The sequence below is a fragment of the Streptomyces sp. NPDC015171 genome (genome assembly GCF_043079545.1).
GTDB lineage: Bacteria > Actinomycetota > Actinomycetes > Streptomycetales > Streptomycetaceae > Streptomyces.
Map to the genome: position 1 here is coordinate 531,785 of NZ_JBIBUO010000005.1, position 18,408 is coordinate 550,192.

23 protein-coding genes are annotated in these 18,408 nt (G+C 65.8%); 11 read left to right on the plus strand and 12 right to left on the minus strand.

Annotated elements, in window-relative coordinates:
* Positions 1-97 precede the first annotated feature (97 nt).
* Positions 98-1,273: a tyrosine-type recombinase/integrase gene (locus tag ACF073_RS17670; protein WP_392070872.1), complete on the minus strand. Its 1,176-nt coding sequence runs from the start codon at positions 1,271-1,273 to the stop codon at positions 98-100.
* A gap of 23 nt (positions 1,274-1,296) precedes the next feature.
* Positions 1,297-1,845 carry a hypothetical protein gene (locus ACF073_RS17675; RefSeq protein ID WP_392070873.1) on the minus strand — a complete coding sequence of 183 codons (549 nt, stop codon included), beginning with the start codon at positions 1,843-1,845 and terminating at the stop codon, positions 1,297-1,299.
* 128 nt (positions 1,846-1,973) lie between these two features.
* Here ACF073_RS17675 and ACF073_RS17680 point away from each other — a divergent pair, with 128 nt between their 5' ends.
* Both ACF073_RS17680 and ACF073_RS17685 read left to right on the plus strand, forming a co-directional pair.
* Entirely contained in the window at positions 1,974-2,144 is a 171-nt protein-coding gene (locus ACF073_RS17680) for a helix-turn-helix domain-containing protein (protein ID WP_392070875.1), read from the plus strand.
* On the plus strand, positions 2,141-2,749 hold the full coding sequence (locus ACF073_RS17685) for a hypothetical protein (protein WP_392070877.1): 609 nt from the start codon (positions 2,141-2,143) through the stop codon (positions 2,747-2,749). The genes ACF073_RS17680 and ACF073_RS17685 overlap by 4 nt, the downstream gene beginning before the upstream one ends.
* A gap of 188 nt (positions 2,750-2,937) precedes the next feature.
* Here the strand turns inward: ACF073_RS17685 and ACF073_RS17690 are convergent, their stop codons facing one another.
* A complete protein-coding gene (locus tag ACF073_RS17690) occupies positions 2,938-3,324 on the minus strand; it encodes an STAS domain-containing protein (protein WP_392070879.1) in 387 nt (128 codons plus the stop codon).
* Between the two features lie 320 nt (positions 3,325-3,644).
* On the opposite strand from ACF073_RS17690, the gene ACF073_RS17695 reads away from it, so the two are divergent.
* The 4 genes from ACF073_RS17695 to ACF073_RS17710 all read left to right on the plus strand — a co-directional run bounded on the left by ACF073_RS17695 (position 3,645) and on the right by ACF073_RS17710 (position 7,881).
* On the plus strand, positions 3,645-3,860 hold the full coding sequence (locus tag ACF073_RS17695; RefSeq protein WP_392070881.1) for a helix-turn-helix domain-containing protein: 216 nt from the start codon (positions 3,645-3,647) through the stop codon (positions 3,858-3,860).
* Between the two features lie 388 nt (positions 3,861-4,248).
* On the plus strand, positions 4,249-5,157 hold the full coding sequence (locus tag ACF073_RS17700; RefSeq protein WP_392070883.1) for a hypothetical protein: 909 nt from the start codon (positions 4,249-4,251) through the stop codon (positions 5,155-5,157).
* A gap of 497 nt (positions 5,158-5,654) precedes the next feature.
* Complete coding sequence (locus ACF073_RS17705; RefSeq protein WP_392070885.1) at positions 5,655-6,386, plus strand: histone-like nucleoid-structuring protein Lsr2; 732 nt, start codon at positions 5,655-5,657, stop codon at positions 6,384-6,386.
* Between the two features lie 88 nt (positions 6,387-6,474).
* Entirely contained in the window at positions 6,475-7,881 is a 1,407-nt protein-coding gene (locus tag ACF073_RS17710) for a DUF3987 domain-containing protein (RefSeq protein ID WP_392070887.1), read from the plus strand.
* Positions 7,882-7,933: 52 nt separating this feature from the next.
* Here ACF073_RS17710 and ACF073_RS17715 read toward each other — a convergent pair whose 3' ends face one another.
* The 7 genes from ACF073_RS17715 to ACF073_RS17745 form a co-directional block, all read right to left on the minus strand.
* Positions 7,934-8,419, minus strand: a complete 486-nt coding sequence (locus ACF073_RS17715) for a hypothetical protein (RefSeq protein ID WP_392070888.1) — start codon at positions 8,417-8,419, stop codon at positions 7,934-7,936.
* A gap of 85 nt (positions 8,420-8,504) precedes the next feature.
* Positions 8,505-8,729: a DUF397 domain-containing protein gene (locus tag ACF073_RS17720; protein WP_392070890.1), complete on the minus strand. Its 225-nt coding sequence runs from the start codon at positions 8,727-8,729 to the stop codon at positions 8,505-8,507.
* Between the two features lie 529 nt (positions 8,730-9,258).
* Positions 9,259-10,089, minus strand: coding sequence for a helix-turn-helix domain-containing protein (locus ACF073_RS17725; RefSeq protein WP_392070891.1), 831 nt, complete (start codon positions 10,087-10,089; stop codon positions 9,259-9,261).
* Positions 10,086-10,610, minus strand: a complete 525-nt coding sequence (locus tag ACF073_RS17730) for a DUF6879 family protein (RefSeq protein ID WP_392070892.1) — start codon at positions 10,608-10,610, stop codon at positions 10,086-10,088. Before ACF073_RS17730 ends, ACF073_RS17725 begins: the two co-directional genes overlap by 4 nt.
* Entirely contained in the window at positions 10,594-10,785 is a 192-nt protein-coding gene (locus tag ACF073_RS17735; RefSeq protein WP_392070894.1) for a hypothetical protein, read from the minus strand. Before ACF073_RS17735 ends, ACF073_RS17730 begins: the two co-directional genes overlap by 17 nt.
* 525 nt (positions 10,786-11,310) lie before the next feature.
* Positions 11,311-11,796 carry a hypothetical protein gene (locus ACF073_RS17740; protein ID WP_392070896.1) on the minus strand — a complete coding sequence of 162 codons (486 nt, stop codon included), beginning with the start codon at positions 11,794-11,796 and terminating at the stop codon, positions 11,311-11,313.
* An 82-nt stretch (positions 11,797-11,878) separates the two neighbouring features.
* Positions 11,879-12,103 (minus strand): DUF397 domain-containing protein, encoded by a 225-nt coding sequence (locus tag ACF073_RS17745; RefSeq protein ID WP_392070898.1) that lies wholly within the window; start codon positions 12,101-12,103, stop codon positions 11,879-11,881.
* Positions 12,104-12,599: 496 nt separating this feature from the next.
* Here ACF073_RS17745 and ACF073_RS17750 point away from each other — a divergent pair, with 496 nt between their 5' ends.
* The 4 genes from ACF073_RS17750 (at position 12,600) to ACF073_RS17765 (ending at position 14,705) form a co-directional block, all read left to right on the plus strand.
* Complete coding sequence (locus ACF073_RS17750) at positions 12,600-12,854, plus strand: hypothetical protein (RefSeq protein ID WP_392070899.1); 255 nt, start codon at positions 12,600-12,602, stop codon at positions 12,852-12,854.
* Positions 12,826-13,341 (plus strand): DUF6879 family protein, encoded by a 516-nt coding sequence (locus ACF073_RS17755; protein ID WP_392070901.1) that lies wholly within the window; start codon positions 12,826-12,828, stop codon positions 13,339-13,341. Before ACF073_RS17750 ends, ACF073_RS17755 begins: the two co-directional genes overlap by 29 nt.
* Positions 13,342-13,355: 14 nt before the next feature.
* Positions 13,356-14,204 (plus strand): helix-turn-helix domain-containing protein, encoded by an 849-nt coding sequence (locus ACF073_RS17760; protein WP_392070902.1) that lies wholly within the window; start codon positions 13,356-13,358, stop codon positions 14,202-14,204.
* A 138-nt stretch (positions 14,205-14,342) separates the two neighbouring features.
* Positions 14,343-14,705: a four-helix bundle copper-binding protein gene (locus ACF073_RS17765; protein ID WP_392070904.1), complete on the plus strand. Its 363-nt coding sequence runs from the start codon at positions 14,343-14,345 to the stop codon at positions 14,703-14,705.
* A 64-nt stretch (positions 14,706-14,769) separates the two neighbouring features.
* Here ACF073_RS17765 and ACF073_RS17770 read toward each other — a convergent pair whose 3' ends face one another.
* Positions 14,770-16,104, minus strand: coding sequence for an LCP family protein (locus ACF073_RS17770; RefSeq protein WP_392070906.1), 1,335 nt, complete (start codon positions 16,102-16,104; stop codon positions 14,770-14,772).
* A gap of 118 nt (positions 16,105-16,222) precedes the next feature.
* Here ACF073_RS17770 and ACF073_RS17775 point away from each other — a divergent pair, with 118 nt between their 5' ends.
* The gene (locus tag ACF073_RS17775) at positions 16,223-16,783 is read left to right on the plus strand and encodes an acyl-CoA thioesterase (RefSeq protein ID WP_392070907.1); all 561 of its coding nucleotides are present in this window, start codon (positions 16,223-16,225) and stop codon (positions 16,781-16,783) included.
* A gap of 67 nt (positions 16,784-16,850) precedes the next feature.
* Here the strand turns inward: ACF073_RS17775 and ACF073_RS17780 are convergent, their stop codons facing one another.
* Positions 16,851-18,230, minus strand: coding sequence for an LCP family protein (locus tag ACF073_RS17780; protein ID WP_392070988.1), 1,380 nt, complete (start codon positions 18,228-18,230; stop codon positions 16,851-16,853).
* Positions 18,231-18,408 lie beyond the last annotated feature (178 nt).

Genomic DNA, 18,408 nt, shown 5'->3' on the forward strand with positions numbered 1-18,408 from the left:
GGGGAATCCTGGGCAGATGCCGGGCTGAAAACAGCCACTGACCTGCACAAACAACACAGCCCCCGGCGTCACGCCGGGGGCTGTTGTCGTACGCGCATCAGGCGACCTCTGATGCCTCCGTCGGGTCGTCGGCTCCGGGCGTCAACATCGTCGCGATGGCGGCCCGGCCGCGCTGCTCGGCCCCTTCGAAGATGTAGTGGTAGTGCTCCCTGAGCACGTCCGTACTGCTGTGGCCCATCCAGTCGGCGACATCATTCTCGGGGACTCCGGCGTACAGCAGCCGCGATCCGTAGTAGTGCCGGAGTGAGTGGGCCTTGCAGTACTTCACCTGTCCCTTGCCCAGAGCCTCCATCCAGATTTTCGGGTAGAAGTACGACGCGTAGAGGTAGCCGGTCCGCGTCACGTTGGGGAAGAGAAGTCGCTCTGGCCCCCATACGCCGTGGTTCTTGATGTGCCGCCGTAGCTCGAAGGCGACGTTCGGCGGGAGGGGGACGGTACGCCCTGGCTCACCTTCATCACGAGCCTTGATGTGCCGACGCTGGATCGCGCTGTTCTTCCCCGACTCGGTGTCCCCGTCCTCCGCAATCTGGAAGTCGACCCGAAGCGTCTCGGCCTTGAAGTCGATCTGATCGCGGGACACCGCCATGGCCTCACCCAGCCGCAGGCCGCACCCGGCCATGAGCCACAGCATCGCGCGGTAACGCGGAGAGGCGGCATCCAGCATCGCCAGGACTTCCCGCGTCGTAAGCCGCCGGGCGGTGCTCTTGTGCTCCCGAATTTCCTTGGCGCGACTGCCCGCGCCCTTGACCTTCTTGCACGGGTTCCGGCCGATGATCTCGTTGGCGACGGCCCAGTCCATCATCCCGGAGAAGAACGAGAACCGCTGACGCCGTGTGCGAGCGGACAGCTTCCGGTCCTGCTCCATCCACAAGAGCCACTGCTCAACGTCAGCAACTTTGAGGGACACGATGGAACGCGCCTTGAAAAACGGCTCAATGGTCGTGTTGAGGATCGACCGGTACTGCTTCTTGGTGCTGTTCTCCAGCTTCCTCTGATTCGTCCACTGCTCCCAGACGGCCGTCACCGGTTGCTTGCCCAACCTGTCGTCCAGGTAGGTCCCGGCGTCGAGTTCCTGTTCCTTACGCTTGCGCTGGTCGTCGGCTCGCTTCTTGGTCTCGAACGTCTTCTGCCGCTGCTTGCCGTCCGGGTCGTACCAGTAAGTAGTCCACTTCTTCGGGTCGTCCGTAGACCGCGCAACCCATGCCCTTGCCACTTGCCCTCCCCTTGGCTGTTTTGCTATTCGCCCATCAAGTGAGCAGTCACTCTGTCCAGGTACTCACCGTTCGTGATCTCTCTTGCCTTCGCGGTGAGCTGCCCCCCGGCCTTGCCGGGCACGGTGGTGAGCAGGTCCCGTTTCCGGGCCTCTTTGAGGTGGCTTCGGATCGTCTCGGGACGCTTCTGGGTTAGTTCGGCCAGGTGCGCCGTGACGTTGGGCACGGCCCGTGCAACGGCCCGGACGTAGGACTCCGCCAGGAAGGCCAGGTAGGCATCTGAGATGCCCTCGGAGCCCAGCAGCCACCGCAGCGCGCTGCCCTCTGCATCCTGTGTGACCTGCTGCTCAGGGTCGGCCGGCCGGGCGGCGCGGAACTGGTCGCCAGCCTTCTTGAAGTCGACCTGACGCAGCACGGTGGAGGACACGCCGCCCTGCGTGGAAGCGGGGTCGGCGTCCGGGTGCGGGGTGATCAGTACCCGTGTGGGGCCGCTGGCCGGGTCGGCGTCGGCTGCCCAGCGCATGAGCACCCGCCACGGCCCTACGTCCTGCGTGATCTCGATGTATTCACTCACACCCTCACCATACCACCCCGGGTGGGCATACCTAGGTTTGACAGACAGGGTGGTCAGGCGTACATCTGGAAGTAGGGCCGGACAAGAACGGGCGGAACCACCGCCCACCGGCCAGCAAGGGAGAGGCATTGACCAAGCTGATGAGCGTTGACGATGTCGCCGACTACCTGAGCAAGCCCCGTTCTTGGGTGTACGGGAACTGGAGGGCCGAACAGATCCCGTTCCGCAAGGTGGGGCAGTCGCTCCGGTGCCGTCCTGCGGACCTGGACCGCTGGCTGGATGAGCAGGGGGCGGAGTGACCGAGGTCTATCCGCGCCGCCTGGTTGCTGCGACGCATGACGTGAAGACCGAGTGGACCCGAGCCCTGTTCAATGCCTTCGGGCCGGGTGGCCTACTGGCCCGAGAGGCACCCGAGTTCGGGCGTGAACATCTGCTGTGGGCCCTGGCCCAGCTCCGGCACGCAAACGGCCGTACCGGGCAGATGTTCACCGGGGACACGAAGATCGCGGATGAGCTGGGCTACAACACGAACGACCACCCTGGGAAGCGATGCCGGGACGTCCTTACACGACTCGGGTTCTTCACGCAGGAGGGCAAGGTGGGGCGGGCAGCGAACCTCTACACGTCGGTGCCTGTGGCACTGCTGGACGACGAGCAGACCTACCCTGTGCTGGCGAACTCCGTTCAGGGCGAGGTCATCACCGTGACCGACATCAAGCCCAGCAAGCCGAGGAAGAAGGCAGCGCCGAAAAACGGAGCGTCACGGCCGGCTGAACCCTCCGAGACGGGAAGTGCCGAGGTCTGCCCGGCCCACCCGGGAGGGGACTGCCCTGATCCCACCGACCCGTTCAGCGCGGCACCACCCTGGGGCCCGGTGGTCTGTCGAGCTGCCCTTGGCGTCTAGCGTGCTCATTTTCCCGTTGAACCGGGGACTTAGTTAGTAGTTGGTAGTACGTAGCTCATAGAGCGTAGGTAGTAGTGAGTAGGGGCCCCTCTGCCGGGGCCCTCTCTCATTTCCTGTTCAGCTCAGGACCTTCGGGGTCCTGAGTCAGCCAAGGCAAGTGGAGTTAGGCAACTGGTTGCCAACGACACCTAAGACTTCTCGGCCATGGAAGCGTCTTCCAGGGACGCGCGTACATCTAGGACGGAATCAGCTTCGGTAATCTCAAGCACCCGTTGAAACTGCGGTGCGGGAGCAACGAGCCGAAGAGTGGTTTGTGAGTGAACGCGAAGCAGTAGATTCAAGAATGTTGAGTCTCCGAAGGTAACTCCGGCGACGTCCAGCACCACAATCGAATGCTTACGCGCGGCGGCCTCCAGGGCATCGGCGAGGGGAGCGATCGTGTTCATGTCGTACTCCCCGTGAGCGACGACTACCCACGCCCCGTTCAGCTCGTACTGAACGACGCCAGCGGACGTCGGAGTGGCCCCGCTGAGCTGCGGGTCTGCCTGCTCACCATGCCTCTCACCTTGACTCATGAGTAGCAGTATGCCTGAGCGGCCACGGTCCGACGAGGGGCACTTGCCCTCCAGTAACTGTTACAAACAGGTGACATGCGCCTCAATTGCTGATGGTGCTGTCCCAGACCGGACGCTTTGACACCGACATCTTTAGTGAGAGCAGGTCGCTGTGGGGTCCGTCTCACTTCTCCCTTCATTAGGGCGGAAGTGCGCGACAGGACACATACATCATTAGTGAGAGTCAACCTCACGGGACTTGATCGACCCCGGCCGCAGAGGCCGGGGTTTTCCTTTTGCCTGCCGTCGCGCATTCCTGCATGACTGGAATGGAGTCATCAATGTTTGATCGTCACTTCTTCGCGGCCCGCCGTGCTGCTCTAGGGCTTTCTGTCGAAGCCCTGGCTGAGGGGATTCGCGTAGCCCCGTCCACAGTGCGCCGCTGGGAGTCCGGTGAGACGTGTCCGAGTCTTCGCACTCTTGCACTGGCCGCCAGGCATCTCCGTATCCCCCTGTCCTCACTCATGAGTGAGGCAGAGAGCAACCAGGCTGCCTAAACCCGAATCCTTAGTTAGGAGGTGTCGCCATGAGCGACACACAACCGACCCCCCAGGCCGTGCCGGCCGACCCTTCCCCTTCAGTCCGAGCGGAGGTCGAGCGGGAGTATTCCGGGAAGCTGGCACGGGCTGAACTTAAGGGCTACGCCGCCCAGGCCGGAATAACTCTCCCGGATGGATTCACCGACTACCTTGATGGTTCCAAATTGCTTGGTGAAGACGGCAGGCCCTCAGCCGAGGCGATGGACAAGGCCCTTGCGCCTTTCAAGCCCAAGGACCCGGCGTTCCCCCATCTTGCCGGTTCCAGCCCCAATCGCAGTGGCGGTCCTCTGCCTGAGCCCCGCCGCGTTTCTCTCGACGTTCGTAAGCGATAACTAGGAGTACCTCTATGAGCCTTGCCTATCAGCAGCCCGGCACCACCACTTTCATCCCTGAGATTTGGGACGCAGAACTTCTCACGCAGTTTGACCCACTTCTTGTCTGGGCGTCTCCGTTCGTGTCCAACAACAAGTACGACGGGGAGATCCGACAGAAGGGCGATGTGGTCCACATCAACAGCCTTCTTCGGCCCACCGTGGGCGATTACACGATCGCTGATGGGATGACGGCCCAGCGGCCGGAAACCGTGGACCAGAAGCTCACCATTACTGAGGCGAAGTACCTTCAGGTTCTGGTGGAAGATGCGGAACGGGTCCAGTTGGCTGGCGGCCTTGACTCGCCGATCAACCAGCAGATGATCCGGGCCCTGGCCCGCGAGGCTGACGCCTTCATGGGCAACATCATCGCCACCGGGGCGACGGCGCTTCCGGCCATCACGCCGACAGCCGAGAACGTCCCTCAGAGCCTCTACAGCGCCATCCTGGACATGATGCTGGCCCTGGATGACAACGACATCCCGGCAGGCCGTTACGTGGTCGTCTCGCCGCGTGTGAAGCGATACCTCATCGAGCATCCGGCCGTGGCTAACGCTGCCGCGTACGGCGAAGGTGGCGTGACTGCCAATGGCGTCGTCGCTCGCCTTGCCGGGTTCACCATCCTGACGACCACGGCCATGCCCGCTGGTGTGGACATCGTGGCAGGTCACTCGGAGTTCGCCACCTACGCTAGCCAGTTCACCGGCTTCCGCGAGGGACAGTCGGAGAAGTACCGCGCTGACTACATCGACACCCTGCACCTGTACGGCGGCAAGATCGTGCGTTATCCGGAGCTGGATACCAAGAAGGCGGATAGCACCTTTGATGAGTCCAAGCCCACTAAGGGAATCGTCAAGGCTGTTGTCACCTGGCCCACTGCGTAAACAGGGTTAGTTCGGGCCCCTGTACCTAGCAGGGGCCCGTTCCTCTCACTATCCGTCGACCGAGAGGCGCGCCGGCCGTCGATTCGCTGTGACGAGAACCAAGAGTCAGGATGCGCAACTGGTGTCCATTTCTGGTTTCTGGTACACCAGCCGCCAGAAATGTGACGGACCTCTCTCGTTTTCGCCTCTTTGGCCACCAAAATGCCTTATCGCGGAACCAAATCTGAGGAAATCCAGATTCCCTGGGCCTGAGAATCGGGGAGCCGCGAAAATTTGAAACCCGTACACGATGGAAGGACAGCACCCCCGGTGGGGGTGCATTTATCAAATCCAAGCATTACCCCCGGTATTCATAAACATTTGAGTAATGCTTCAGTTATTCGTTAGTTACCGTTCCGTGATAGGGGTGCGGAAGAATGGTGGTCAAGCGGGGAAGCCGTAGAGCAACGCTCCGGACCCTCCCTCAGACTTCCGTACTAACGAAGGAATGCAGCGCTATGCGTAAGACGGTGCTTGTGCCGGTTGAGTACACCTTTTGCGATGCGCACATTGCGCGTGACGGTTCTGAGGTTGAGGCCACTTCATCACTGACACTGGGTAAGGACACCTGGCACCTGTGCCTTGAACACGATGTTTCGTTCGGCAGGTACCTCTGTGACGCTTTGGGCGCGCCGTCTGAGCGAGAGGCCGTACAGACTGCGCCTGAGTTCGTGCCGGTCGTTGAGGTTGAGCCGGAGCCGGAGCCGGAAGCGGTGCCCGTGGCGGAGGACCCCGACCCTGAGCCGGTGCCGTCCGTGATGATCGCTGGTGAGGTTCCGGGATATGACTGGGAAGACGCGCGAGAAGCGGTGCGCAACCTGGGCTATGAGGTGGTCGGCCGTGCCGATGACAGCACGGTCCTGCTGATCCTGGGTGAGGGTGGCGACCGGAACGCCACCAAGCTGCGGGATGCTTCCGAGCGTGCCATCCCTGTGATGGACGTGCGGGAAGTGGGACGCTTCAAGTCGGCTGTTCGATCGGGTGAGTTGGTCGGTGGCGACCCGCTTCCGGAGCCTGCCAAGGTCGACCGCTCGGGGATGAGCGAGCGTGAACGCAACCGTGCCGTCCGGGCATGGGCACGAGAGAACGGCTATGCCGTGCCCACGAAGGGACGCATCCCCATGCATGTCCGTCACGCCTACGAGCTGACCCATCGGGACGCATCCGAGGGAAAAGCGGCAGCGGCCTGACCGCCGCCCCCTTTGTGCCGGGCGTCGAGTGCGCCCGGCCTCCCCGGCCAATGGCCACCCAACCAACCCTGTTCGAGATAGAGGCAGCATGAGCACGCCCGTTCTGTACGGTCCCATCGGTCGCGCGGTTCGCAGGATCGCCCCGTTCGTTGAGGCGGACCCGTTGGGGGTGTATGTGGCCGCCCTGTCGATGTGGTCGGCCGCTATCGGTGGCTCGGTAAAGGTGTCCTCCCGTGGTCCCCGGCCCGTGCTGCTGTGGTCCGCTCTGGTGGCCGGTACGGGACGCGGTAAGGGAACCGCGCTCAGGGCCGCTCATCACGTCCTGGACAAGGCTCTTGGGCGCTTCCTGGCCACGCACACCACGTCCGGCATCACGTCCGGGGCGAGCATGGTGAACCACCTGTGGGAGCAGCAGGAAGCGACGGCCGAGACCGAGCACGGGCGTGACGTGCGGACTCTCGTGGTCGAAGAAGAGTGGTCGGAAGTGCTCCGCAGGGTGAAGCGGGATGCATCGTTTACGACCAAGCTGCGGACCGCATGGGATGGGTCGACGCTGCGGAACACGACCAAGGATGAGGCGCAGGAAATACGGGACCCTGCAATGGTTCTGCACTGTCACGTCACGCCGTCTGACTGGTCGAAGTATGTCGGTGAGTCGGAAGCGGCGGGAGGGTCGTACAACCGCATCCTTCCGTTCCTGCTCGGGTCGGTGCCGCTCTTGGATGACGACCGGGTGAGCCTGCCCGACGTGGACGGGCGGGAGCTGGCCGACGCTTACGGGTGGGCCACGGCCAGGCCGCGTGTGATCACGCTTGCGGAAGATGCCCGGCCGCTGTGGCGGGTGATTCGCCGGTACGCCCGCATCTTGGGTGGGACTCTGCCCGAAGGGCAGGCAGTGTTCATCGAGCGGACGGCAGAGCAGACGCTCAGAGTCGCGGCCTGCCTGGCAGCGTCCGAGTGCTCGGAGACGATCACGGAAGAGATGCTGTCGGCCGCATTCAGCTTGGTTCGCCGGTCGGTGCAGGACGCCGTACGGATCACCAAGGGAGCGACCTCCCCCAAGATGAAGCGGCAGCCGCTCACCCTTGAGGACAAGGTTCGGGCCCGGATCGAGATGCACGGCGGTCGGGCCACTTCTTCTCAGGTGCTCCCGTACGTGGGAGCGACCGCAGCAGAGGTCAAGGAACTGCCCGGCATCGTCGTAACCGTGGAACGGTCCGGGAGGAGCGGCCGACCGGCCACCGTTTTCACGCTCCGCGGGGACAGTTCTGGTGACTCTGTGCCGCAGCCGGCCAGCGCGGAGGGTGAGCAGAACGGGAGCCCTTCCAGTCACGCAGAGGTGCGGCCGGCAAGCGCGGAGTGTGAGCAGAACCGCGCCCGGGTCATCCGTCTGGACACTTACCGCCAGACACCCAAGCAGGCCCCGAAGCCTGCGACCGAACCCAAGCGGTCGGAACCGCTCGGTGACGCGAATCCGTTCCTGGCGCTGCTCTAACGAACTGACGAAGCCCCGGCCATTTTGAGCCGGGGCTTCTTTGTTACTTCGACTAGGCGACCGGGCAGGCCAGTTCAGGGTTCGAGCGATTCGGGGAGCACGTCACCACTGCCAGGGACAGGTACGAGGGGCGCTCCAGATAGAAGCCGTAGGACACATCCGTACCCGAGTGCAGTTGCTCAGCAGCAACGCTCACCAGTCGGGCCAGGCGCGTGGTGTCTCGGTCCCTCGCCGATGCGAACCGGGGCGCGTACTCGGTCAGCCGTTCGCCGATCCATGCTGCCGCTTCCTTGGGCTCGTCCCAGGTGCCACGAACTAAGGAACGGGGCTTGATGAGCCAGTACGCCGTTTCGATCGGCGGCAGATCGGATGTCGGGAACTCGGCCACCACTTCCCGGTAGCGCTTGAGTAGCTGCTCCGCCTTCACGTCCTCATCGGACACTGGAGCCGGTGGAGGCTGAGGATGCGGGGGACGCCGTAGAGCCTCATTGTCGAAGCGCTCTTTCGGTCCGGTCCATAGGTAGCCGTGGTGGTGCACCAGTCGTTCCCGTTCGAGTGTTGCCAGCCGGGCCGGACCCAGGGACGGGGGAGGGACCCGGCCCGACTGGCGGGAGGGGGGAGGATCAGACGTTCAGGCCGAAGCGCGCCGGGTCGATACCGGCCGCGTCCAGCTCCTCCGTGGTGAACCGCAGCGGCTGCGCCTCCGGCCGCTTGCTGTCACCGAGGGCCCAGAGACCGTCGCCGATCTGGGCCAGGGTCACGCACCCCTCCGTGCAGGGGCCGCCGCACGCCTGGACGAACGAGGCCCCGCTGATGTCGAGGGCGTACAGGTCAGTTCCGTTCTCCATCACTGCACCTTCCTGCTCAACTAATCGCGGCCATGACTGACCGCCGCCGCCCGGAGGGGCGGGAGCTAAAGGGGAGAGAGCCGCGCTTCAGCGGTTGGAACGCTTGCCGGACTCGGCGCACCGCGCGCACTCGCACGGCGGCCACGCGGAAGACATGAGAGGTGCCAGATCCTCGCTCGCCGCCACTGCCCGCTCGGGCTCCCACGACCGCCCGGAGTCACGGGAAACACGCATGGTCATCAGCGGCCGGTCAGCGAAGAGCCGCTGTGCCGCTTCCTTGCGCGTCACGCGTGTACCTCAGCTTGGTGGCGACGGAGTCTCACGTTGCCGTCTGAAACCCCGCTGTAGTCCCCTACGGATCGCGCGTTTTCGCGAGCGACCGATAGCGAGAGGCACGCACGGCAACCAGGCTTAGGGGACGGCTCACTTGTCCCCTCTATCAGGCTGACTGCCGATGCGGTCGTATCTGGATCGGAAGTTCTCTCTTCGCTCCCCATGACGTCATCTTCGGGTGACCGGGAGCACGAATCTAGGCTGTTTCCTGTTCCCGCAAGAAGTCGTTGCGGGTATCTTCGAGCAGGCCCCGCATTCTGTCACCCGCCAAAGCTAGGGCCGCGAACCCGTCGAACTTATCCACGTACAGTCCAACGTCTCTGGGGTCCGTAACGACCACTTCAGCGTGCACGGTCTCTATCGTCACCATGTGGTCATCACGAATGACGAACGCGTGATTGGCGATGTCATGCTGCTGAATCGTCAGCGGCACCACCCGAATATCTACGTGAGGTAGACGCGATATGGAGGCGATGCGGTCGAGCTGCGCCGCCATCATCTGCGGCGGGACGATTTTCCACCTCAGCACGGGTTCCGTGATGACGAACTGAAGCGATTTCGTGTTGTCGTAGAGAACCGCTTGCCGTTCAAGCCGTCCGTTGATCGTGCGTGTGAGGGCGTCTTGACTCAGATCGTGCCGTTTCAGAACGGCGCGGATGTACTCCGGAGTTTGGAGCAGGCCGGGGACCAGCGCTGGTTGAAAGAGCCGCAGCGTCGACATCTGGGCTTCCAGAGCCTTGGCGGCTTGCTGCCCCTTGTGGACGCCGATGCGCTTCAGCAGCCGCCACGCTGTCGCTTCGGTCGCCGATGCGCGGGCGGCCTCCGTGTACTCGGCCTTGACTTCATCCGAGACGCCGATGGCGGTCAGGATGCGTTCAACATCCGTGGCGCTCGGTGCGAGCTTGGCATTCTCGATCTTCGACAACTTGGACGGAGACATGAGGGCGCTGCGGGCCACTGCCTTGGCTTCTTTTCCCGATGCCATTCGCAGCGCCCGCAGGGCGGCCCCAAGCTGTGCTCTGTTCACGCCCCGTACTTGGCCCACCATTCGACGAATGGTTCCGCGTGGGCGAGTGCCGTGTCACGGTACCCAGTGAACTCCGCCACCCGTTCCGACTCCAGCACTTCTGAGCCCAGGTACTTTCCCGCATCGTCGTAGTTCATCACGGCCACGGACTCGGAATCGAAGCACCAGAAGTCCGGTACGCCGGCCAGAGGATTGGGTTCCCCGGTGACGTCGAGGATGAAGAACTCTTCGCCCCCGGTCATGTTCTTCCTGTAGCCCCACCCAAGTTCGAAGCAAAGATAGTCCGTGAGTGGGCGCGACAGAACGTGCACCCTATAGATCCGCTTCCCGTTTTCGGTGTGCGAGCGGAGTTCTTCCACCCATCCGGCGTTGTAGTCATCCGGCTGTGGCTCCCCTGACAGGTAGGCGTGATACGCGTCGACGTTCCCGGACTTGCTGTAGTCATCCAGGGTTTCCAGACGGAAAGCCTCACGCTGGAAGGAGTCGAACAGGTCGCCAAGGGTCTTAGATGAGCTTGTCACGGATGGCCTTCTGGAGCAGTTCCATCGGGATCTCGACCAGGGTTTCGTGAGCGGGAATCTGAAGCCCGTGGTCCGTTGGCGTCTCGCCCTGTACCAAGAAGGTGCCGCGATCCGTCTCGTAGATCGTCGGGCAGTCCTTGATGTCGCACGTGCTGACCAGCTTGGTGACCCTCATGGTCTGGGTTCCCCTCCCATGCCGCTGTCAGTGACTTGCTTCTGGGTTGATGCTCCCGACGGCCGGGCAGCGGGTCAAGCGATCACGGTTGACGGAACGGGAAACCGCGTAACGCCCTTCAAGCATGCTCGTCTGTTGCCGTCGCAGCCTCGGTTTCAGGCGGCTGGGCCGACCTGCGCAGACTGCTGGCGATCATGGGGAAATGCTGGGGAGGCACCCCCGGAGAGGGCTGTTCATGCAGGTCAACGCCGTATGACCTGTAAAGCACCCAGATCTACGAGGGCACCAACCAGGTCCAGCGGATCGTCATGGCAAGGAACCTTCCCTAGCAGGGTTTTTGCAGGTCAGAAGCCATTTCAAGGGTCCGAGAGGCGCTCTTGGCTTTCTGGCCTGCACAAACAACACAGCCCTCGGCGCGACGCCGGGGGCTGTTGTCGTACGCGGATCAGGCGACCTCTGACGCCTCCGCGGGGTCGGTGGTCCTCCGCGTTGCAGCCCAGTCACCGGGCCGGCTCGCTGCCTCGACTACGCGACTGGACAGGCCAGTTCAGGCATCGAGAGATTAGGCGAGCACGTCACCACCGCCAGGGACAGATACGAGGGGCGCTCCAGGTAGAAGCCGTACGACACATCAGCACCCGCGTGCAGTTGCTCGGCGGCAACGTGCACCAGTCGAGCCAGGCGCGTGGTGTCTCGGGCCGTCTCCGCGGCGAACCGGGGCGCGTACTCGGACAGCCGCTCGCCGATCCACCCCGCCGCTTCCTTGGATTCATCCCACGTGCCACGGACCAGGGAGCGAGGCTTGATGAGCCAGTACGCCGTTTCAATCGGCGGGAGGTCGGCGACGGGGAACTCGGCCGTCACTTCCCGGTAGCGCTTGAGCAGCTGCTCCGCCTTGACGTCCTCATCGGAAACCGGAGCCGGAGGAGGGTCAGGGTGTGGGGGGCGCCGCAGAGCTTCATTGTCGAAGCTCTTCTTCGGGCCGGTCCATAGATAGCCGTGGTGGTGCACCAGTCGTCCCGTTCATGAGCGCCAGCCGGGCCGGACCCAGGGACGGGGGGCGGGCCCGGTCCGGCTGACGGGATGCGGAGGATCAGACGTTCAGGCCGAAGCGCGCCGGGTCGATACCGGCCGCGTCCAGCTCCTCCGTGGTGAAGCGCAGCGGCTGCGCCTCCGGCCGCTTGCTGTCACCGAGCGCCCAGAGACCATCGCCGATCCGGGCCAGGGTCACGCACCCCTCCGTGCAGGGGCCGCCGCACGCCTGGACGAACGAGGCCCCGCTGACATCGAGCGCGTACAGGTCGGTTCCGTTCTGCATCACTGCACCTTCCTGCTCAACTAATCGCGGTCATGGCTGACCGCCGCCGCCCGATTCGGGGCGGGAGTTCAGGGATGGGCCATTCGGCGGGAGCCTGTAGTCCGGGCACTTCGGGCTCCCGCACTCGCACCGAGGCCAGTGCAGGGCAGAGCTGGGGGCCATATCCGCACCCTCGGGGCCAGGGGCGCTCTTCTGCACCAGGAGCACGCCGCCGACGCCGAACGCTCCGGACAGACGGGAGAGGAACTGCCGGGCCTCACTGCCGCCCAGATGATCAGCGGCTCCGGTGTCCTGCGCCTTCTCGCCCATCGCACCGCACCCTCCTGATCGATTCCGTGTCGATGTGCCGACGGTAGGAAGCGGCGGGTGTCGGGCTCTAGGAACTTGCATGAGCTTGCACGGCAATTCGGTTGGCCGGTAGGGCTATTGACGCTGTCTCCGCAGTTCAAGGATGCTGACGCAAGCCCGAGCAAGCGCCTGGATCAGGGAGCCAGCCATGGCCGTAGAGTTCGTCGGAATCGACCCCGACACCGACCGGGATCACTGCCCCACCGTGTGGGCGGACGCGGACGCTCAGGAGATCTTGTTGCAGGGGTGGAAGCCGAGCGCGGAAACTCAGGCGGAGTGCGAGACGAGCAGCCCCGCGAACGGCGCGGTGCCCGACAGCGAGGCCATCGTGAGGATTCCGGCCCGGATGATTCCGATGATCAGGGAGGCGTGTGATGCCGTCGAGCGTGCCCAGCTTCGCTGAGCTGCTTGGCCAGTGCGAGCGGTCCGCCGTTCACCTGGAACTGCGTGACTACTATGCCCCGACGGACCGGTTCGAGGCGTGGAGGAGGGGCGAGCGGATCGATTGGGAGGACCGCGCGTCCTGGTGGCACTCCTACGACCAGTTGATCATGGACACCGTGGCCCGGGGCGTGGCGATCCGCCGAGCCCGGGTGGTCTCCGAGCCTGTATCGGACTACATCCGCTGGGAGCACTACGTCACCCGCGCCAACGTCACTGCGGGCGAGGAAGTGCGGTGGTTGCCACGGCGACGGGCTACGACTGTCGCCCTGCCGGGCAATGACTTCTGGCTCTTCGACGGCACCCTGCTCCGGGTGCATCACTTCTCAGGTGACGGAGTGGTGGTGGAAAACGAGATCACGGCGGACCCCGAAGCCGTGAAGCTGTGCTCCGCCGCCTTCGAAGCGGTCTGGGAGCGAGCGATCCCGCACGACCTGTACGAGATCTGACGAAAGCCGGCTCCATGCCACCACATCCCTCCTCACGCGTTCAGGAGGCCCGCGAAGAGCTGGCCGGCCGTCTGCGTGAGATCCGGAAGGATGCGGGGATCAGCGGGCGGGAGCTGGCCGTCAGGTGCGGTTGGTCGGAGTCGAAGTCATCCCGGATCGAGAACGCCAGGACACCGCCCTCTGACGCGGATATCAGAGCGTGGTGCCGAGCCTGCGCGGCTGAGGACCACGCTCCCGACCTGATCGCTGCCAACAGACAGTCCGCAGATGCTCATGTGCAGTGGAGGCGACTCCAGCGGAGCGGTCTTCGTCGCCTGCAAGAGTCCACAGGTGATCTGTACCAACAAACAAAGATGTTCAGGGTCTACGTTTCCGACGTGATCCCCGGATTCCTCCAGACACCCGGGTACGCCGCTGCCCTGCTGTCGTCCATCGCCGACTTCCGGGGAACACCGGACGACGTGAGCGATGCTGTAGCAGCCCGCATGAGGCGCAACGCGGTGCTGAATAACGGCGCACGCCGGTTCTCCTTCGTACTGGAGGAGTCGGTCTTGCGGTACAGGCTGTGCAGTGCGGAGACGATGGCAGCGCAGCTTGGTCATCTGCTCGGGGCCATGGATCTCCAGAATGTTGCCGTGGGGATCGTGCCGTTCTCGGCGCAGCGGACTGTGTGGCCGATGCCGACCTTCACGATCTTCGACGACACCAGGGTGCACGCGGACACCCTGGACGCTGCTGCCACCCTCACGCAGCCCAGCCAGGTCGAGTTGTACGCCCGAGCCTTTGACCGGCTCTCGCAGGTGGCCGCAAGGGGTGCAGCGGCACGTTCCCTGATAGCGGATGCCGTGGCCGCCCTCACGTGACAAGCGATGTCAGGGCGCCCCTCGGGGCGCCTTCTTGCGTCGTACGGACGCCTCGGCCCGACATGCGGGACCCCGCCGGCCGACGTAGGACGGAAGCACACGGGGCCCGCCCGGGCCCCCGCGCTCCGAGGAGCAGCCATGCCCCAGCCCGGAACCATGACCCCCATGACCCGGCAGATGCAGGAGTGCGTGGACGCCTGCATGAAGTGCCACACCCTCTGCGAGGAGACCATGAGCTCCTGCATGCAGATGGGCGGGCAGGTCCAGATGCAGATCATGCGCGCGCTCATGGACTGCTCGGAGATGACCCGAATGTGCGCCGACATGATGATGCGCCGCTCGCCCATGTCGTCCGAGATGTGCGCGATGTGCGCCAAGGCCTGCGACATGTGCGCCGAGGCGTGTATGTCGATGCCGGACGACCCGCAGATGATGCGCTGCGCCGAGGCGTGTCGCCGCTGCGCGGAGACCTGTCGGGCGATGGCGGGCGCCACCATGTGACGTCCGGCGCCGCAGCGGCCGAGGGCACCCGTGCGGGTGCCCTCGCACCGTGCCGCGGTGCGGTTCAGTTGCCGGAGACGGTGACCTTCTCGTCGTTGTTCAGCTGGTCCACCAGCGTCTTCACCTTCGTCTTGTCCCAGACGAGGTTGCCGCCGACGGAGCCGGAGATCGGCATGTTCATCGAGGTGCCGTCACCGCCGCTGACCCCCTTCATCGCCCAGAACATCGAGGCCAGGTCCCACAGGGACATGTCCTTGTCGACGATCAGGGAGTCCAGGCCCGCGCCCATGGTCGGGTAGAACTTGAACGGGTTGAGGACCGTCGACGGGGTGGCCACCTGGTGGGCCAGGGCGGCGAGGAACTTCTGCTGGTTCTTGGTGCGCTGGAGGTCCGAGGCGGCGAACGCGTGCCGGGTGCGGACGAAGGCGAGGGCCTGCTGGCCGTTCAGGGTCTGCTTGCCGGCCTTGAAGTCGGCGCCCGACCACTTGTCCTTGAACGCCTTGTCGATGTCGATGTCGACACCGCCCACCGAGTCCACGATGTTGGCGAAGCCCTGGAAGCCGATCTCCACGTAGTGGTCGATGTGCAGACCGGTGTTGGACTCGACCGCGCGCACCAGCAGCGTGGGGCCGTCCTCGGCGTAGGTGGCGTTCAGCTTGGCGTGCCGCCCCTGCGCCGGGTAGACCTTCCCGGACGTCGACCCCTTGTAGGAGGGAACCACGACGTCCGAGTCGCGGGGGAGCGAGATCAGCGTGTCGCCGTTGCCGCCGACGTGCAGGATCATCATCGAGTCCGTGCGCTTGCCCTCGGCGCCGCCCGTGTGCAGCTTCTTCTCGTCGTCCTTGGACATGCCCTCGCGGCTGTCCGAGCCGACGATCAGGTAGTTCGTGCCGTCGCCCGCCTCCGGCCGGTCGATGACCGTCGACAGGTCCACCTCGCGGCGCAGCTTGGAGTCGGCCCAGAAGTAGGTCGCGACGGACGTGACGACCACCACGGTCGCCACCGTGATCGCGGTCCACTTGATCCGCCGCCGCCAGTTCGGCGCCGGCCGCGGGGCGCGGGTGGGCGTGCCCCCGGGGTCGCCAGGACCGCCGGGGCCCCGGCCGCCGGGGCTGCCGTAGACCTGGCCGGTGTTGTAACCGCTGTCGTAGTCGTCGTAGCCGGAGCCGTCGTCGTGCCCCCGGCCGTCGACGTACGACGGCTGCTGCGGCACGCCGGCCCCGTGCGGCGGCGCCGCCGGGCCGGGGGTGCCGTACGCCGAGCGCGGTCCGGGCGGTACCGCCGGGCCGCGCCGCACCTGACGCATCACGCGGGGTCCCTCCGGCTGCGCGCCGGCACTGCCGCGTCCGTAGCGGGGGCCGCGGTTGTCGTCGGACCATCCCTCGGGCCAGTCATTCATGCGCCCCAGTGTGCAGGGAGGCGCCATGGGCCTTACAAGGGATGTCGGAAAATAAGAGCGCTGCTGTTGCGAACCCGACACAAAGTCCGCGAACGATGGCACGGCATAGGGTGGGGGCATGACAGACCAGGCCACGGAGAGGGATCCGGACATGGAGCCGGACATACCGGGCAAGCTCACATCCGCCTCGCGCACCACCCTCAGCCACATCATGACCCACGCCGACACCAACCTGCTGGGGACGGTGCACGGCGGAGTGATCATGAAGCTGGTCGACGACGCGGCGGGCGCGGTGGCGGGCCGGCACTCCGGCGGCCCCGCCGTCACCGCGTCCATGGACGAGATGGCGTTCCTGGAGCCGATCCGCGTCGGTGACCTGGTCCATGTGAAGGCGCAGGTGAACTGGACCGGCCGGACCTCGATGGAGGTCGGCGTGAAGGTCCTGGCCGAGCGCTGGAACGAGTCGGCCCCGGCCACCCAGGTCGGCTCGGCCTACCTGGTCTTCGCCGCCGTCGACGCCGACGGCAAGCCGCGCCGGGTGCCGCCGGTGATCCCGGAGACCGAGCGCGACCGCCGCCGCAACCAGGAGGCCCAGATCCGCCGCACCCACCGCCTGGCCCGCCGCCGGGCGATCCGCGAGCTGCGCGAGCAGCGCATCGCGGAGGGCCTCGCGGACTGAGCGGACCGGGCGGACTCAGTGGTCCGGGCGGACCGGGCGGGCCCCCGGGAACCGCCCGGGCGTGCGGTCAGGCGCTCCCGGAGCACACCACCTCGCTGCCCCGCACCACGGTCTCCTCCGGCCGCCCCGGGTCCTCGAAGCGGACCTTGCGCACGGCCTTGAAGTCGGCGCCCGCCGTCACCTTCAGCATCGGCCCCTGGCCCGGCACCGCGCGCACCTCGCTGCCCGGCAGCGCGGCGGCCAGGGTGCGGGCGGAGCGGTCCCAGCGGGGGTCGTAGTAGACCACCGTGCGCGGCACGTGCGCGGGGGCGGTCACCGGCCGGCGGGTGGTGGCGAACCCGGTCGCCGCCAGCTCCGCGTCCACCCGCTTGGCCAGCCCGACCGTGCCGGTGCCGTTCGCCACCTGGACCCGGACCGCGCTCGGCGCCACCTCCACCGGCGCCGGGGCCGAGCCCGGCGCCCGGCGCGGGCGGTCCACGGTGAGCGGCTTGTCGTCCCGCACCGCCCCGAACAGCTGCTCCGCCTTCGCCTGGTCCCACTTCAGGGTCGAGCCGATGCCCTTGACCTGGAAGTTCAGCTGCCCGATGGGCACGGTGGTGAACTCGGACGAGGACGGCGAGAAGCCCCGCATCGCCCGGCCGAGGTCCAGCAGCTCGTCGGTGCCGAAGCCCGCGTCGGCGCGGACCGAGCCGAGCACCGCCCGGGTCACGTCCCGGAACCGCATCGGGTTCAGCAGCACCCCCGAGGAGGTCGCCTTCTCGATCAGCGCGGCCAGGAACCGCTGCTGCCGCTTCATCCGGCCCAGATCGCTGGCCCCGTCGATGTGCCGGGCCCGCACGTACTGCAGCGCCTGCCCGCCGCCCAGGGTGTGCGTGCCGGGCGCCAGGTCGAGCCCGGTGTACCGGTCCCGCAGCGGCGTCGGCGTGCAGACCTTGACCCCGCCGAGCACGTCCACGGTCTTCATGAAGCTGGTGAAGTCGACCTCCAGATAGTGGTCGACCTTCACATGGGTCATGTTCTCGACCGTGCGGATGGTCAGCTGGGGGCCGCCCTCCGCGTAGGCCGCGTTGAGTTTGACCGGGTGCGGGCCGTGCCGCTGCCCCGTGTTCTGGTCGACGTGCGCGGGCATCTCGGCGTACGAGTCGCGCGGCAGGCTCACCACGGTGGCCCGCTCCCGGTCCTCCGAGATGTGCACGATCATCATCGTGTCGGTGCAGTGGCAGGGCTGCCCGCCCAGCCGGTAGGTGCGCCGGTCCCGCTCGCTGATCTTCTCGCGGCCGTCGGTGCCGACCAGCAGGACGTTCATGCCGTGCCCGGCCCGGGGCCGGTTCTTCATGTCCTTGAACGCGTCGATCCGGGCGATACCCGCGTCCAGGCTGGTGACGACCGCGTGCCCGATCCCGGCGGAGGCGAGGACCACGACCGACAGCGTGGTGACCGCCCGCATGGCCCAGCGCGGCCTTCTGGGCGGCCGGACGGACCGCGCGGGCCGCTCGGGCGGCCGCGGCACACGGCGGGGCGGCTGCGCGCGCTGCTGCGGACGCGCGGTGGACCGGGGCGGGGTGGGCAAGGAGGACACCTCCGGACGGGGCCGTACGTGGGATCCGGGAGCACAGTAGGCCGAT